The organism is Vibrio sp. SCSIO 43132 (assembly GCF_019904195.1).
Taxonomy (GTDB): domain Bacteria; phylum Pseudomonadota; class Gammaproteobacteria; order Enterobacterales; family Vibrionaceae; genus Vibrio; species Vibrio nigripulchritudo.
In genome coordinates this window covers 3,324,900-3,340,440 of the sequence record NZ_CP063199.1, presented here as the reverse complement: position 1 = coordinate 3,340,440, position 15,541 = coordinate 3,324,900, and the positions used below count along the sequence as shown (strand labels likewise).

Below are 15,541 nucleotides of genomic sequence, written 5' to 3'. Positions count from 1 at the left end.
CTTTAACAAAATTGTACTCAGCCTCATAGAACTTTAGGTTTTATCAACGTTCAAACGCCAATAAATTTCGAAAATAACATCAGTGAAATTAAATCCAACTAGTTTTAAGGGGATGACTGGCTAAATCCTTAATTTTATGTGAATTATTTCGCATATCTTACTATCTATATTTCTGTTATTTGAGTTCGGTGATTTCTAATTCGGTCACGTTTGATTTTAGTCGTTGTAATTATGTCTAAACCTGCTGCCCGAGTTGGTGATGCTCACTCTTGCCCGGATAAAACGGGAAGAATTCCCCATGTTGGTTGCCCTGTTGCTGCTGGTTCATCCAATGTATTGATTAATTCTATGCCTGCTGCAAGGCAAGGTGACATGGCGTTATGCATTGGTCCTCCAGACTCCATATCTGCTGGTTCATCCAGCGTTTTCATTAATGGTTTACCCGCTGCCAGAATGGGTGATGGCACCGCACACGGTGGGGTTGTAGCTTCAGGAAGTGGAAATGTGTTTATTGGAGACTCGGGTATTACGGTGAGCTCTGAAATCGCAGAAGTTGCCCAGATAAAAGAACGAGCCAAGGAAGAAGAAAGAACCGAGTATCAGTCTTCTAAATTTGTTCCTATCAAGAGCTTGGTTGAAGCGGAAACTCTAAACTTACCCATGCTAAAACTGTGCTCGGTGGGGCAGTAATCATGTTGAAGTGGTTTAACGAAAACGAGCATTCTCACTTTTATTGGCTAAGTGGTTTTCACTCCCCAGAAAGTGAGAAATGGCAAAATATGGATGTGCCCAATTTCTCTTTGTTCGATGGGGAGCATTTCCCCGAATTGAGCTCAATGTCGCCAGTTTTGTGGGACGTTTCCAGTGTTTATAAAATAACAGATTCAAGAATTTGGATGCAGGGTATCCTATTCGCGACGCCGTCCAGCTCGGAAGACTTACTCAAGCATTTACGAACCTTATTAGTCTCTGGTTATGAAGGGGAAGAAGTTTTTTTCCGTTTTTACGATCCAGAAGTACTAGGTGTCATGCTGTCGACCTTCAGTACTGAAGAAGTGGGAGAGTTTCTTGGTTGCATTCATGCCATTGCATTAACAAGTAAAGGGCGAGAGATAAACAAGGCGCATTCTCCCGCAGAAGAATGGGAACACAAAGATGCCCCATGGTGGACCATTCGCAAACCTCACCTTGAGCATTGCTATTCACTTGCTTCACATGCCACCAACATAGAAAAAGCTTGCTGGCAATGGATGCCAGAACTGGTTCAAGAGTTAGAAGAGCCAAAGGAAAAAATCACCGCTCTGCTCAAATTTGCCAACTCGAAAGGTTTGCGCCCTAGCGACAGTGAATTGTATGTGATCGCTAACCTCACACCCAAAGAAATTAAATCTGAAATGGTCATTGAACACATGATGCTTGATGATATTCATTTACCAAAACTGAAATCTTGGAGAGGTAGCCATGTTTGAGTTTTGTGCGCCTTGTATGCAAAAAAAGTATTGGATTGAACTGTCCTTTCGCGATGAATTTAACGAGCCGCTGAGTTGGGTTTCCGGAAATTTAGTCGCTGGCAATGGCGAGAAATACCCGTTTATGCTTTTCGACGAGCCTGTTGTCGTAAAGGATTTAACGGCAGGTCGATACACCATTGAACTCGACTTTGATAGCTGGGTTCCTTTGGTGCAATCCAGAAAGTCCCGCCAAGCAGGTGCTCCCTCCAATGTAGAGCAAGCTTGGGAAGGTGCAGTCGGGGTGAAAAATAACCCTGTGAATTACATTTTTGCCACCGCTGGTGACTTTCTAAATATAGAAGAAGAAGAGCAAAAGCTCAGTGAACAAGATAAGCAACAAAACCCCAATAAGATAGAACAGTTTTACGCATTCGATGATCACCAAAAAGGCGCGTTAGGCTCCTTTACTATTCAGACCAATCAGAGCTACGTATTCGAGATTAAAGGGTTCGATGCCCAAAGTGAAAAAGAGAAGTTTCTAGTTGAAACCATTGGCTTATCGCATGGCGCTGAGCAGGATTTCGAATTCTATGACCTGACCGACATGACGCAAAAGTCAGCGATTGAAAGCCGGAAAGTCACCGATAAAACCACTCAAAGTTCAACAATATACAGTTGGGATTGGAAACCAGAAGTCGATAACGCCAACGTATGGCTGAAAATAGACAGCGACGAAGCTCCCATCAAAGTCCCCCTGTTTTATGACGTTTCCAGCACACCAGAGCGCTCAGATAAGCAGGATTTTCAGGTATGCGCTTTCTTGCCCTTCACTCACTTGCCCAGCTTCGACAGAGAAAAAACACCGCAAGATTGCATAGCCTTGTCGCGTCCGGGGTTTGTGTACCTGACGTATGGCGGCAAATTTTGGCGCGAGATAGAAATTTCTACCGATGAAAAGGGGGAAATGATCTACCGAGATGTGCATCTATACCAATACCGAGAAGGGCGGGATAAACCTTTTCGATTGAAAGAACGCCGGGAAGCAACAGGAAAACCCATCAAAGAAATATGGTATCCATCGCGGGAGGCAGGTCAGCCAACCGATGTTCGAATCGCCTTCTCAGAAGTGCAGTGGAGCGCCGCTCGCCTCAACTACCTTGAAAATGACACATCAGAGCTAGAACAAAGATTAAAGCCACCAAGGTTCATAGAAGAAGCACTTGATACGATGCCTGAAATGCGGGCAAGACAAACAGATTTGGAATACCTGCTGCCTGACCCAAGTTTACTGGTGTATGACTTATCCGGTAAATGGTTCCAAGACAGATACAACACCATAGAACAAAACCTCGAAAAATCCCTTGATGATGGATGGTTTGCCAATAAACAGTTTCGAGAAGAAACCAACCCATTCTACGTTGAGCGTTTAGAGCTCTACTTCAAGTATCAAGCGATAATGTACCTCAACCGAAAAGCCGGTTATGTAGAGAGTGAAGAAGGTACAGAGCGACCAGATTTTTCAATACCGTCAAGCCAAGATGTATTACAGGATGCCAAGAGTCGAAAGCTAAAAGGCATACTTTTATCCGATCCGCTATTTGGGCTGCGTCAGCACACTTACTTGATCAATTACGCTTCCCTGTTTTTAATGGCAGTGAGTGAAAATGCTACCCATCAACCGCATTTTAGAAGTGCTGAGTTAGTGCAAAGCTTCATCATGCAAGAAAAATTCGGTAATGAGCCGAATCAATACTATAAGTACCGAAATGCTCTAAATACCAGTTTTAGCAAAAAATACAGCCGTACTCTGCGGGAAGCTGAGCGACTTTCAGCTCGCATGGCGATTGAAGATATTAAAACAAAACTAGAACCTCTGTTGGAGCAAGATGACTTTTATCATGCTGCGCGAGATGTCAATTCTGGGGATAACCAAGATCCAACACTAGTACATGTACTAGCAGGCAGGGTACTGAGCGCGCTTTCACTGCATTCTCGTGGTATTGATAAGATTGGTATGCCCAATGAAGATTTTGGAAACCCCTATATCGAACGTGTGGAGCGCATATTAAGAAATGACGGTAGCCACAAGCTCCACCGTGTACTGTTCCCCGAGCTCGATGAAATTGTTGAAATCAAGGGGGAAGGTGATGAAAGAATAGTACACCTTAAACCTTGTGTAAAAGGGATCGCCCCTTATAACGATGGTTCTGGGTTCACCACTTTAGCGCTGATTGCTCAGTGGGCAGATGAAAACCTGCTTTTGAATATCGAAAACATTAAATCGGAAGAACTCAAAGATGCCCTCACTGGGGAAATGATGGGCATGGATAATGAGCAAGGGTGGTATAGCTCAATAAGGCGAGTGGTCGGCGCAATCAACGGGGTGTTTCAAGGGTATTTCGAGTCACTCAATGCTGTAACAGCGTCAATGATAGGCACTCAAAACACTTCATTTTTGATTAATGCCTATATGTCGCCATTGGCGATGTTAAAGCATGGAGCTCCGCCGGTATTCGGGCACATAAATGTTTATGAAGCAGGGCAACATCAGCTATCTGGTGTGGTGGTGGGCACCGCGGAGATTGACGCAAAAGGAGCTCATACCCAGCAATGGGGAACGCTCCAAGGCAAGCGTATGGAAAGCCAGTCGCCAACTCATGTAAGTAAAGAAGTGTATCAAGAATTTGAAGATAAACAGAAATTGATACTAGCCAGTAAAAAGCGAACACTTAAAAAAATTGCCCACCAAAACACAAAGAGTTTCCACCCAATAAAGAAAACCTGGCTAATCAATGTTGCCCCTGAAGATTCAAAACTAGCCAAAATGGCGCAAGACCCATCTTACAACCGAGCGTTTAAAGAACTTGAGAGTGAAGGCATTGCTGGCACCAAATTGAGCAATACCTACTACAAACTCAGGCTCCCCTATGCCATAACGGCGATTGAAGTGTTTAATTTGCAGGCGAATGCAGAGCATTTTAAGAAATTACGTAGCTCAGACCTAAGTTTATACAATGTACTAAGTGCAGCAAGCGCAGCACTTGATTTTGCTATTACACTTGGTCATTCCGCGAATTTATTTATGGGACAAAATGCTCAAACACTGCAATGGATGAATACAACACATAAAACTCCGAAATTGCTAGTTGATAAGCTAGGTATTGCTAAAGAATTATCTCGATTGAGTATAGTGGGGTGGGCTGCTGGACTTTTAACCTCCGGTCTGGCGATGCGAGATAGCTTAGTGTCATTTTCTGAAAACGACCACGATGCAGGCGTTGCGATGGGGATGGTGGCCATAGGTTCAGCAATCTCAAGCTTTGCAGCTTTAGGAGCGAAAGGTACATTATTGGCAGCACTAGGGTTGTGGGGGGTAGGCTTAGCCTTTTTCGGTGGGATATTTTACGTTTGGCTAAAAGACAGTGAAATGGAACGCTGGCTAAAAAATGGTCCTTTCTCAGATTTCCCAGCAGGAAGTCTAATGCAACTGCAAGATTCAGATATTGGTTATCGGCATTTGGTGAATTTACTTTTAAATTTTGGTGTTAACCTTTCTACGCTGGAACGTTTTATCGACAACTCAGATATCGAGATTCCGCAAGAAGCACTTTCACAAATACATAGCAGTGGAAGCACACATGTAATTTATTTAAGAAGTAATCTTCACCATATTTTAAATACAGATCTGATTAACGAATCGCTTTATATTCGTGAGTCAGCATTGCAAGAAATTAGAGAAGTGGATTCCGGTAATCTTTATGCTTCTCCTAAGTTTTTCCCATTGAGCAGTGAAAATATGGCAGTGCAATACGAGCACAAGGTGTTAGACGGTAAGCTCTATTTCGTCACATTCACCAAACCTGTACCACAAACCAAACAGCAGGTTATTCCGCAAACATACAAGATGCATGAATTCAGTTACCAACGCGCCATTACGGTGCGCGCGCAACTAACGGTAGATGAGCACAGCTTCCCACTACCGCCGATGGACAAACCCATTGACTCGCCAGTTCGAGGCATTCCACATTTTGATGACGATGATATTGGTTGGTTACAATCATCATCTGTAGGTATATAACAATGGCTAAAGAATTCTCAACATTTGACAGTAGGCAACCTCAAAAACAATGCTGCCCTAAAAAAACAAAAAGTAAATTTAGGCGATTAAATGCATCAGGGGTAAATTTTGAATATACGTTAACTCAGGATGATTCTCCAATCAATTTAATTAAAAAATTAAAACCTTCTGAAATAAAAAATAGTAATGTGGAATTTTGGGATGAAAAAAATCTTCTAACCTCAGACTTTATTAATATTTATCAGGTTGTATATTATTTATATTTATTCAGTAAAACTGCAGTGTTGGTTTTTTTTCCTATAGTGTTTATGTTGTCATTGTGGGGCTCTCTCTTTAAACCATTTAGAGAGGGTTTAGATATATTTATAGATATTAACTTGATGGGAGTTAATTATATTCTTATTCCGTTTAGTGTTATTTGGGGGGGGCACTATTAATGTTTAATCAACTCGCTCACAAGATGGTCAGGAAGAAATACACGCTAAGCCGGCAAACAGGCATGGTGACCCTTTATGACAGTGATGAGGGTGTGATATACAGCCACCCCTTTGTTGAGTTTGATTGCCGTTTATTCAGCTCAACCAACCAGTATGGTCACCTATCTTTTGGTATCGCCCTAGTACACCGATATAACAACTACAACCAGCATATCACCATAGGGGAAATGATTGCTTCCACCCACCCAGACGATCATAAACGCCTGTGGAACGTGATTCAGCAGTATATGGACGTTAGCCAGCCACTCCCCGATCTGCCAATTTTAGAAGCATTCCGTAGTAAAGACCCAACAACCGCAGCATACGATAAAGAAATCGGGCGTGACCCCAGATACTGGCGCAGCATGTCGGACAAAGAGTTTGAAAAAGTGGTCGCACAAATGGCAGAAAACCAGAAACACATTTCGCCACTCGGTAAGCCAATCAATATTTACGCGCAAACCCCAGAAGAAATCCATATTGTTTAGAGAAATAAAATGAACCAAAAAGAAACGTCAATATATGACAGTAGGGAGCCTCAAAACCAAGAGGATCCCGAGAAAATTAAGAGAAGATTTAAGCCGCTTAACACGTTTGGAGATAAGATTCACCATACGTCTCCTCAAGATGATGCGCCTGTTGATTTAGTTAGAAAACGAAATCTCGCAAAATCTAAAAGTGATAATATGTATTCTGTAGATCAGAATGAATTATCTAAAATTGAGCCAAAGTGGTTTTTCCTTTTTGTGTTTCGTTTTCTAGAAAATTCGCCAGTATTTTTGGGTCCGATAGTTATTTTATATCATTTTATTATTCCCATATTTTCCAATCCCAATTATATCGATGCTGCTATGATGTCGATTGCCATTACTAATGTTTTTGGCTTTTTTGCTACTGTATTCATTGCTAGATGGCTTTTTACTTGGCTTTTTTCTTGGCTTATATTTGAAACGCTTCCCAAGCATCTGGTTGGTAATTTGGTGACAAAAAAATACAGCCTAAATCGTAAAACAGGGATGGTAACTCTTTTCGGTAGCAAGGACTATGTGGTCTACAGTCACCCATTTGTAGAGTTTGATTGTCGAATGATCGAGGTGAATGACTCGAGTGGTAACACCAAGTTTAGCGTGCTTCTATGTCATCGTTATAGTGATTACAGCCAACCTATTAACATTGGGGATTTAATAGATTCTGCCCGTTCAGATGATCAAAAGCGGTTGTGGAATATGATTCAGCAATACATGGATGTCAGCCAACCTTTGCCTGATCTACCTTTTCTAGAGCCTTTTCGAAGTGAAGACCAGACGACCGCTGCATACGATAAAGAGATCGGTCGCGATCCTAATTATTGGCGCAGTATGTCGTTTAGAGGGATTGATAAAACTATCATTAAAATGGCAAAAAACCAGAAACACATTCCGCCACTCGGCAAGCCGATCAATATTTACGCGCAAACCCCAGAAGATCTCTATACAGTTCAGTAACTTTCTCGTTGAAATGGCTGATGGCTATACCTCTAGCTATCAGCTTATTGCTGGGCAAAAATATTTTCAGGTCGCCTTTGACTTCCGTTGTTAAAAATGGGGAACCCATAAATTCATTGGTTCGTAAGATTCCACTTTTTAGTGATGGTGTTGGCTGGATTCAAGCGTCATTGGTAGAAGAATAAAATACAATGAAACAAACAAAATCAGTGTTTAATAGTAAACAGCCACAAAAGCAGAGACACCCCCAAGATTCTCAATCTTCTTTTACATTTTTAAATATAGTTGGCGAAAAGGTTCCTTATACTGAACCCCAAGAAGGTGTCGCTTTTGATTTATTAAAGGAGTTTAAACCTAGTGAAATAAAGAAAAATGAAAAAAAATTTTGGAGTGAGAAAATATTATCAACCTCTAGAATGATAACAGTTTTTCAAGTTATATTTTTTATTCATATAGTGAGTAAAACCGCTGCAGTGGCATTTTCTGCTTTAATTTTCATTATATCACAGGGTTCTTTTTTTTTAATGGTATTATTGAAGGTTTTAATGTTTTTCTAGATATAAATATTAATACTTTTATATATTTAATTTCTCCATTGTGTGGGGTTTGGGGTATATCACTATTATTATTAAAAAGGTTGACTCCTGAAATGGTAAAAAAGAAATACTCATTAAGCCGTGAAACAGGGATGGTTACCCTTTACGATAAAGACGAAGATATAATTTATAGTCATCCCTTTATTGAATTTGACTGTCGTTTAGTTTCTACACCTAACCAGTATGGACACCTTTCTTTTGGTATTGTTCTTATTCATCGCTATTGCGATTACAGCCAACATGTTTGTATTTCAGATATGATCGCGTCTGATGCCCCAGATGATCAAAAGCGATTGTGGAACGTGATTCAGCAGTATATGGACGTTAGCCAGCCACTGCCCGACTTGCCAATTTTAGAGCCATTCCGCAGCAAAGACCCAACAACCACGGCATACGATAAAGAAATCGGTCGCGATCCTAATTACTGGCGCAGTATGTCAGACGAAGAGTTTGAGCAAATGGTTGACCAAATGGCAGAAAGCCAGAAACACATTCCGCCACTCGGCAAGCCGATCAATATTTACGCGCAAACCTCAGAAGAAATCCATGTTGTTTAGCGGTTGTATTGCAATCTGCTTCCGTGGGAGTGCTGTTCACGAGATTCCACTTTTTGATAACGATGATATTGGCTGGTTACAAACATCATCGGTAGGGATATAACAATGGCTAAAGAACCCTCAACATTTGACAGCAGTCAACCTCAAAATCAAGAACGCCCAGAAACAGGGAGAAATCGATTTGGTCGGTTAAATTCATCAGGACAAAATTTTGATTTCACATTAACTCAGGATGATGCACCTATCAATTTAATTGAAAAATTAAAACCGTCTGAAATAAAAAATAGTAATGTGGAATTTTGGGATGAGAAAAATATTTTAACCTCAGATTTTATAAAAAAAACATCAGATTGTATACTATCTATATTTATTCAGTAAAACCGCAGTGTTGGTTTTTTTTCCAATACTGGCGTTATTATCGTTTGGATCATTTTTTGTTAATCCTTTTGATGAGGCTCTTTCTATCTTTATCGGAATTAATTTAGATGGTATCAAGTACATTGTAATACCCTTCGGTGGTGCTTGGGGAATGACATTATTATTGTTCCACCAATTCGCTCACAAGATGGTCAGGAAGAAATACACGCTAAGCCGCCAAACTGGCATGGTGACCCTTTATGACAGTGATGAGGATGTGATTTACAGCCACCCCTTTGTTGAATTTGATTGCCATTTATTCAGCTCAACCAACCAATACGGTCACCTTTCTTTTGGCATCGCCCTTGTACACCGTTACAACGACTACAGCCAGCATGTCACTATTGGGGAGATGATCGGCTCAACGCACCCAGACGATCATAAACGCCTGTGGAATGTAATTCAGCAATACATGGACGTTAGCCAGCCACTGCCCGATTTGCCAATTTTAGAGCCATTCCGCAGCAAAGACCCAACAACTGCTGCATACGATAAAGAAATTGGTCGCGATCCGAATTACTGGCGCAACATGTCAGACGAAGAGTTTGAGCAAGTGGTTGCGCAAATGGCAGAAAACCAGAAACACATTCCGCCACTTGGCAAGCCGATCAACATTTATGCGCAAACCCCAGAAGAGATCCATGTTGTTTAGCGGTTGTATTGCAATCTGCTTGCGTGGGAGTGCTGTTCACGAGATTCCACTTTTTGATAACGATGATATTGGTTGGTTACAATCATCATCGGTAGGTATATAACAATGGCTAGAGAATCCTCAATATTTGACAGTACGCAACCTCAAAAACAGTGCTGTCCTAAAAAAACAAAAAGTAGATTTGGCCGATTAAATGCATCTGGTCAAAAGTTTGATTACACGCTAACTCAGGATGATGCGCCTAAAAACTTAATTGAAAAGTTAAAACCTTCTGAAATAAAAGGTGACAACTCTAATTATTGGAATGAGAAAAGCATGTCAAACTCGGATTTTATAAATATATATCAAGCAGTTTACTATATATATTTGTTCAGTAAGACTGCAGTGTTGGTTTTTTTTCCTGTATTTCTATTAATATCGCTTCTACCAGTATTTGGTGGACACTCGCTTATGGATACTGTTTACGGTATTGCTGAGCTTGTAGCTTGGTCTGTATGTTATGTTCTTTTACCCGGAGGGGGGGGTGGTTGACTACATACCTTTCATTTAAATACTTTGCCCACAAGATGGTCAGGAAGAAATATACGCTAAGCCGTCAGACAGGCATGGTGACCCTTTATGACAATGATGAGGATGTGATCTACAGCCACCCCTTTGTTGAATTTGATTGCCGCTTATTCAGCTCAACTAACCAATATGGACACCTTTCTTTTGGCATCGCCCTTGTACACCGATATAACGACTACAGACAGCATGTCACCATTGGAGAAATGATTGGTTCCACCCACCCAGACGATCATAAACGCCTATGGAACGTGATTCAGCGGTATATGGATGTTAGCCAGCCACTGCCAGACCTGCCAATTCTAGAGCCATTCCGCAGCAAAGACCCAACAACCGCGGCGTATGATAAAGAAATCGGGCGCGATCCGAATTACTGGTGTAGCATGTCAGACAAAGAGTTTGAGCAAATGGTTGACCAAATGGTCGAAAACCAAAAATACATTCCGCCACTCGGCAAGCCGATCAATATTTACGCACAAACCCCAGAAGAAATCCATACCATATAATTAGTTATCTTAGAGGCTTACCCGTTTATGACTTTCTTTATTTATAAAATCCAAGATCATTTTGGAACAATGTATTACGTTGGTTAACAATTGAACTGATGATTTAATTATTAGCTCATATACGCTTTCTCTTTTACAACAGAGAGGTGAATATATGAAAGCTGGAAATGTTTTATTCAGTCTGATGCTATTAGTGCCGACGTACGCTTATTCCTATCAGTGCGCCATTGAAATTCCTCCCATTTCTTGTGATGGGCGAAGTGGGATTTTCATGAAAAATCCTGGAAGTACACTGGTTAAGTGGGATGAAAAATCACCCTATACGGTTAAGGGCGGTGAGCAACTCTCTGTTGCGGTGTGTAACTACAAAAATTCAAAAGTCACTAATCAGGTCATTTCCGATTACTCCTTGATTCCGACTATTATCGGCAGCGTTGGCAAGAATGCTTCTTTGCGAATTGATATTACAAACAGTGCCAATATCGAAGTCACTCATAAACTCGTCATGGGAGAAGAATTACCGGAAGGTTTACCTAACAACAACCCTCCTTCGGTTCCTCCCGTACCGGAACCAGACATCGCGACCCCTGCACTCATTTCAGACATTATCCATGGTGATGTAAAAGAAGGAGCACAAATCCAAGTTAATGTTGAATCTTCAGCAAATGTTCGCTTAACAGGAGCCAATTCAGAGCTTCACATAGGTAAAGCCAGTTTATTTGAAGAAGTCATTAACAAGCCTAGAGATGGTCAGCATTCTCACATTCACTTTGGGTGTCTACAGCTAGATTTAGAAGACACAGCCAACGTCTATGGCACTAAAACCAGTCATGTCTACATTCGGGATGGGCAGCTTGAAGACGAGAATATTGATTATACCCTCGGTATCTCGAGCATCTTGATTGAGAAAGAAAACGTCGCCAATGTTCGAGCGAAAGAACTCCACATTTTTGATGGCGAACTGTCTGACGAGAGCGTAGATACGCAAAATTTTTCCAGTTCTAATATTAACTTGATTTTCGATAACGTCGGCAATGCTCGCGTGAATAGCTTACGCATTGTGGATGGAGAGTTGGTGGATGAAGTTCTGGATACATCAGATGTCCGCCATAGCTTAGTGTCTATATCACTTGATGATGTGGCGAACGCCACAGGCGCAAAACTTCATATCCATGAAGGAGAATTACTGGATGAGGTTATGGATGCCCAAAATATAGCGCATTCTAATATTGCCATTTCCCTAGAAGATACTGGAAACAGCGCAACAGTGAACAATGTTTACATTCTGGAAGGGGAATTGATTGATGAAGTCATGGACATTGGAAAACTGGATCACTCTCTGGTGTCTATCGATATAGAAGAAAGTGCCAATTCCAGCGGATTCAATACGACTATTCATCATGGTGAGCTTCTTGATGAAACCCTTGATGCTATAGAAGTGAACCATTCAGGGGTTTCTATTGAACTTGAAGAAACAGGCAATGTTTTTGGCGGTGGGAAAACCTACATAGAATGGGGAGAATTAGTTGACGAAGTCCTTGATGTTGAGAGTAGTTTTAAGTTTTCCAGAGCCAACATCGAGATTTCAGATACGGCTAACAGCAACGCAAAAGATGTGGAAATTATACGCGGGGAACTGCTGGACGAAACCTTTGATGTTCAAGACGTAACGAATGCAACTATTGCTATAGATGTACAACATACTGGTAATGTAAGAGCAGTTAACCAACTGAAAATTACTCATGGCGAGCTTGTTGATGAGGTATTTGATCATCGTTCCATTGCAGGCTCAACCGTGCATGTAGATCTAAACTCTGTGGCAATTGCAGGTTCATCAAAAAATAAAGCTCAAAGTGTAACCCTAAAGCACGCCGAACTGCTGGATGAAGTAGTGGACACTGAACTTGCAATGACCAGCACATCTGGAACCGTCAAAGTGAAAAAATCCGCGAATGCATTCTCAAACACGCTGAATCTCGAAATGGGTTCACTCGCTGACCGTTTTATTGATGTACCAGTAGAAGCGCCCATCAGCTTGCAGAAAGTAAATTCTGGCGAGTGGAATTAGCTAGCGCTAGTACTCAAATACAGCTCAAGTTTGGAGTTTGGCGCTCCATGCTTGAACTGTATCTAGAGGAAATTCATCTAAATAAGCTTTACCCCCAGCCTGATCTTTTTACTCTCAATTTATCGCGTACAGTGATAATTATTCCAAACAGAATTACCAATGCAATCCAAATGGCGAACATTATTAACGGTAGAATTAATTGAGCCCAAGAACTGATTCCGATAACTGAGTACCAGAACAAACCAACAGATAAGACCGGGGTGAGTAGTATGCAAATGAATACAGCTATTGAAAAGTTATGCAAAACATCAAACAAGACTCGATATTTTGGCTTACAGGGGTCATAACCGATAAAGCCCATCACACCAGTAAGTGACAATGAGAGAACCCCTACCTGAAAAGCAGTCCATAAAATCGCTAGTAAAATCGCAATCAATTGCATTTTAATCTCCTGAGTTACACATAAAATGCAATGTAAAGTAGTAGGTTACAAGTATATGAATGCTGTTTGCGATGGAGATAGCAGTAGGGGCTAATAGACTTGTTTCAAAAGAGAAGTGATTTGTGAAGGTTTCATCTTGATAAAAACAAAAAAGCCTGATGAGTTTCCTCATCAGGCTTTCTTAAATATGGTGGCCCCTCGCAGACTTGAACTGCGGACCAATCGATTATGAGTCGACTGCTCTAACCACTGAGCTAAGGGGCCAGTAGGTGGATGATTATAGGGGAAGCCTTGGGGTGTGTCTAGATAGGTGGGGGGCAATTTATGTCTAGTTTTTGCGCACTTAGAACGCAGAAAACAAAAAAGGTGAGCGAGTGCTCACCTTTTGTACATCTTAGGTGTCGTAATTACTCGTCTAGGAAGCTGCGCAGTGTTTCTGAGCGGCTTGGGTGACGAAGTTTACGAAGTGCTTTTGCTTCGATCTGACGAATACGTTCACGAGTAACGTCGAACTGCTTACCTACTTCTTCAAGCGTGTGGTCAGTGTTCATATCAATACCAAAACGCATGCGCAGAACTTTCGCTTCACGAGGTGTCAAACCGGCAAGCACGTCTTTGGTTGCAACACGCAAGCTAGTTGAGGTTGCTGAATCCAGAGGCAGTTCCAGCGTGGTATCCTCGATAAAGTCACCCAGATGCGAATCTTCATCATCACCGATAGGGGTTTCCATCGAGATAGGCTCTTTCGCAATCTTAAGGACTTTACGAATCTTGTCTTCAGGCATCTGCATACGCTCTGCCAGTTCTTCTGGAAGCGGTTCACGACCCATTTCTTGAAGCATTTGACGTGAGATACGGTTCAGCTTGTTGATCGTTTCAATCATGTGAACAGGGATACGGATAGTACGTGCCTGGTCTGCAATTGAACGAGTGATCGCCTGACGGATCCACCATGTTGCGTAAGTCGAGAACTTGTAACCACGACGGTATTCGAACTTGTCTACCGCTTTCATCAGACCGATGTTACCTTCCTGAATCAGATCCAGGAATTGTAGACCACGGTTGGTGTATTTCTTCGCGATAGAAATAACAAGACGCAAGTTTGCTTCAACCATCTCTTTCTTAGCACGGCGAGCTTTCGCTTCGCCAATAGACATGCGACGGCTGATGTCTTTGATGCTTTGAACTGGAAGAGAAGTCTCTTCTTCAATGGTTTTTAGCTTAAGAATGCTACGACGAATTTCTTCTTCGTTACGCTTGATCTTATCAGCGTATGGCTTGCCTGAAGCCAGTACTTCATCCAACCACGCTTCAGAAGACTCATTACCTGTGAACAGCGCAACGAATGACTTCTTAGGCATGTCGCCGTATTCAACACATGAACGCATAATGAGACGTTCTTGCGTACGAACACGATCCATTGAAGTACGAAGCTCGTTTACCAGGTAATCAAACTGTTTTGGAATCAGGCGGAACTGACGGAAAACATCAAGCAATTCAGTTGCAGATTCGCTTGCCAGAGCTGTCTCGCGACCTTTCTCATTAATGGCTAGCTGCAGGTTTTGATACGCTGTGCGTAGCTCGTTGAATTTCTCAGCGGCTAGCTCAGGGTCAATACCTGTATCTTCTTCTTCATCATCGTCATCATCTGAATCCGCATCATCGTCGTCTTCATCGTCAAGATCTTGTTCTGCTAGCTCTGAGCCGATGTGTGTTGCAGTTGGTGCTGCGGTCTCTTCATCGTTCGGATCAACAAAACCAGAAATGATGTCTGTTAAGCGAAGTTCTTCAGCCTGAACTTTATCAAACTGCTCAAGAATGTAAGAAATGGTGCCAGGGTATTCGGCAACAGAACACTGAACTTGGTTAATACCATCTTCAATGCGTTTTGCGATATCGATCTCGCCTTCACGAGTCAACAGTTCAACAGTACCCATTTCACGCATATACATACGTACAGGGTCTGTGGTGCGGCCAATTTCACTTTCTACTGTAGAAAGTGCAGCTGCGGCTGCTTCAGCAGCATCTTCGTCGGCTACTGCCTCATTCATCATGAGGTCATCGGCGTCAGGAGCCGTTTCAACAACTTGGATACCCATGTCGTTGATCATCTGAATGATGTCTTCTACCTGTTCAGAATCGACGATTTCTTGTGGTAGGTGGTCGTTTACTTCGGCATAGGTCAGATAGCCTTGTTCCTTACCTTTTGCGACAAGTAACTTTAGCTGTGACTGCGGATTTTGATCCATA

The 15,541-nt window shown here is 41.9% G+C and carries 15 protein-coding genes and 1 tRNA gene; 13 read left to right on the top strand and 3 right to left on the bottom strand.

Annotation, left to right across the window (positions count from 1 at the left end; translation table 11 throughout):
• Positions 1-231 precede the first annotated feature (231 nt).
• The 13 genes from INR79_RS14955 (at position 232) to INR79_RS14895 (ending at position 12,849) form a co-directional block, all read left to right on the top strand.
• On the top strand, positions 232-690 hold the full coding sequence (locus INR79_RS14955; protein ID WP_223094898.1) for a PAAR domain-containing protein: 459 nt from the start codon (positions 232-234) through the stop codon (positions 688-690).
• Between the two features lie 2 nt (positions 691-692).
• Entirely contained in the window at positions 693-1,469 is a 777-nt protein-coding gene (locus INR79_RS14950; RefSeq protein WP_223094896.1) for a DUF4123 domain-containing protein, read from the top strand.
• A gap of 16 nt (positions 1,470-1,485) precedes the next feature.
• Positions 1,486-5,529, top strand: a complete 4,044-nt coding sequence (locus INR79_RS14945; protein ID WP_223094894.1) for a hypothetical protein — start codon at positions 1,486-1,488, stop codon at positions 5,527-5,529.
• Positions 5,530-5,531: 2 nt separating this feature from the next.
• Positions 5,532-5,966, top strand: a complete 435-nt coding sequence (locus tag INR79_RS14940; protein WP_223094892.1) for a hypothetical protein — start codon at positions 5,532-5,534, stop codon at positions 5,964-5,966.
• A complete protein-coding gene (locus INR79_RS14935; protein WP_223094890.1) occupies positions 5,966-6,493 on the top strand; it encodes a hypothetical protein in 528 nt (175 codons plus the stop codon). The genes INR79_RS14940 and INR79_RS14935 overlap by 1 nt, the downstream gene beginning before the upstream one ends.
• Before the next feature lie 9 nt (positions 6,494-6,502).
• On the top strand, positions 6,503-7,489 hold the full coding sequence (locus INR79_RS14930) for a hypothetical protein (protein ID WP_223094888.1): 987 nt from the start codon (positions 6,503-6,505) through the stop codon (positions 7,487-7,489).
• 191 nt (positions 7,490-7,680) lie between these two features.
• On the top strand, positions 7,681-8,046 hold the full coding sequence (locus INR79_RS14925) for a hypothetical protein (protein ID WP_223094886.1): 366 nt from the start codon (positions 7,681-7,683) through the stop codon (positions 8,044-8,046).
• A gap of 92 nt (positions 8,047-8,138) precedes the next feature.
• Positions 8,139-8,642 carry a hypothetical protein gene (locus tag INR79_RS14920; RefSeq protein WP_223094884.1) on the top strand — a complete coding sequence of 168 codons (504 nt, stop codon included), beginning with the start codon at positions 8,139-8,141 and terminating at the stop codon, positions 8,640-8,642.
• A 105-nt stretch (positions 8,643-8,747) separates the two neighbouring features.
• Positions 8,748-9,020: a hypothetical protein gene (locus INR79_RS14915; protein WP_223094883.1), complete on the top strand. Its 273-nt coding sequence runs from the start codon at positions 8,748-8,750 to the stop codon at positions 9,018-9,020.
• Between the two features lie 151 nt (positions 9,021-9,171).
• The gene (locus tag INR79_RS14910) at positions 9,172-9,711 is read left to right on the top strand and encodes a hypothetical protein (protein ID WP_223094882.1); all 540 of its coding nucleotides are present in this window, start codon (positions 9,172-9,174) and stop codon (positions 9,709-9,711) included.
• A 105-nt stretch (positions 9,712-9,816) separates the two neighbouring features.
• Positions 9,817-10,242 carry a hypothetical protein gene (locus tag INR79_RS14905; protein ID WP_223094881.1) on the top strand — a complete coding sequence of 142 codons (426 nt, stop codon included), beginning with the start codon at positions 9,817-9,819 and terminating at the stop codon, positions 10,240-10,242.
• Complete coding sequence (locus tag INR79_RS14900) at positions 10,239-10,781, top strand: hypothetical protein (RefSeq protein ID WP_223094880.1); 543 nt, start codon at positions 10,239-10,241, stop codon at positions 10,779-10,781. Before INR79_RS14905 ends, INR79_RS14900 begins: the two co-directional genes overlap by 4 nt.
• 154 nt (positions 10,782-10,935) lie before the next feature.
• On the top strand, positions 10,936-12,849 hold the full coding sequence (locus tag INR79_RS14895) for a hypothetical protein (RefSeq protein WP_223094879.1): 1,914 nt from the start codon (positions 10,936-10,938) through the stop codon (positions 12,847-12,849).
• An 88-nt stretch (positions 12,850-12,937) separates the two neighbouring features.
• Here the strand turns inward: INR79_RS14895 and INR79_RS14890 are convergent, their stop codons facing one another.
• The 3 genes from INR79_RS14890 to rpoD form a co-directional block, all read right to left on the bottom strand.
• Positions 12,938-13,291: a hypothetical protein gene (locus INR79_RS14890; RefSeq protein WP_223094878.1), complete on the bottom strand. Its 354-nt coding sequence runs from the start codon at positions 13,289-13,291 to the stop codon at positions 12,938-12,940.
• A gap of 188 nt (positions 13,292-13,479) precedes the next feature.
• Positions 13,480-13,555 (bottom strand) — tRNA-Ile (locus INR79_RS14885).
• A gap of 143 nt (positions 13,556-13,698) precedes the next feature.
• A complete protein-coding gene (gene rpoD, locus INR79_RS14880) occupies positions 13,699-15,540 on the bottom strand; it encodes an RNA polymerase sigma factor RpoD (protein WP_022595403.1) in 1,842 nt (613 codons plus the stop codon).
• Position 15,541 lies beyond the last annotated feature (1 nt).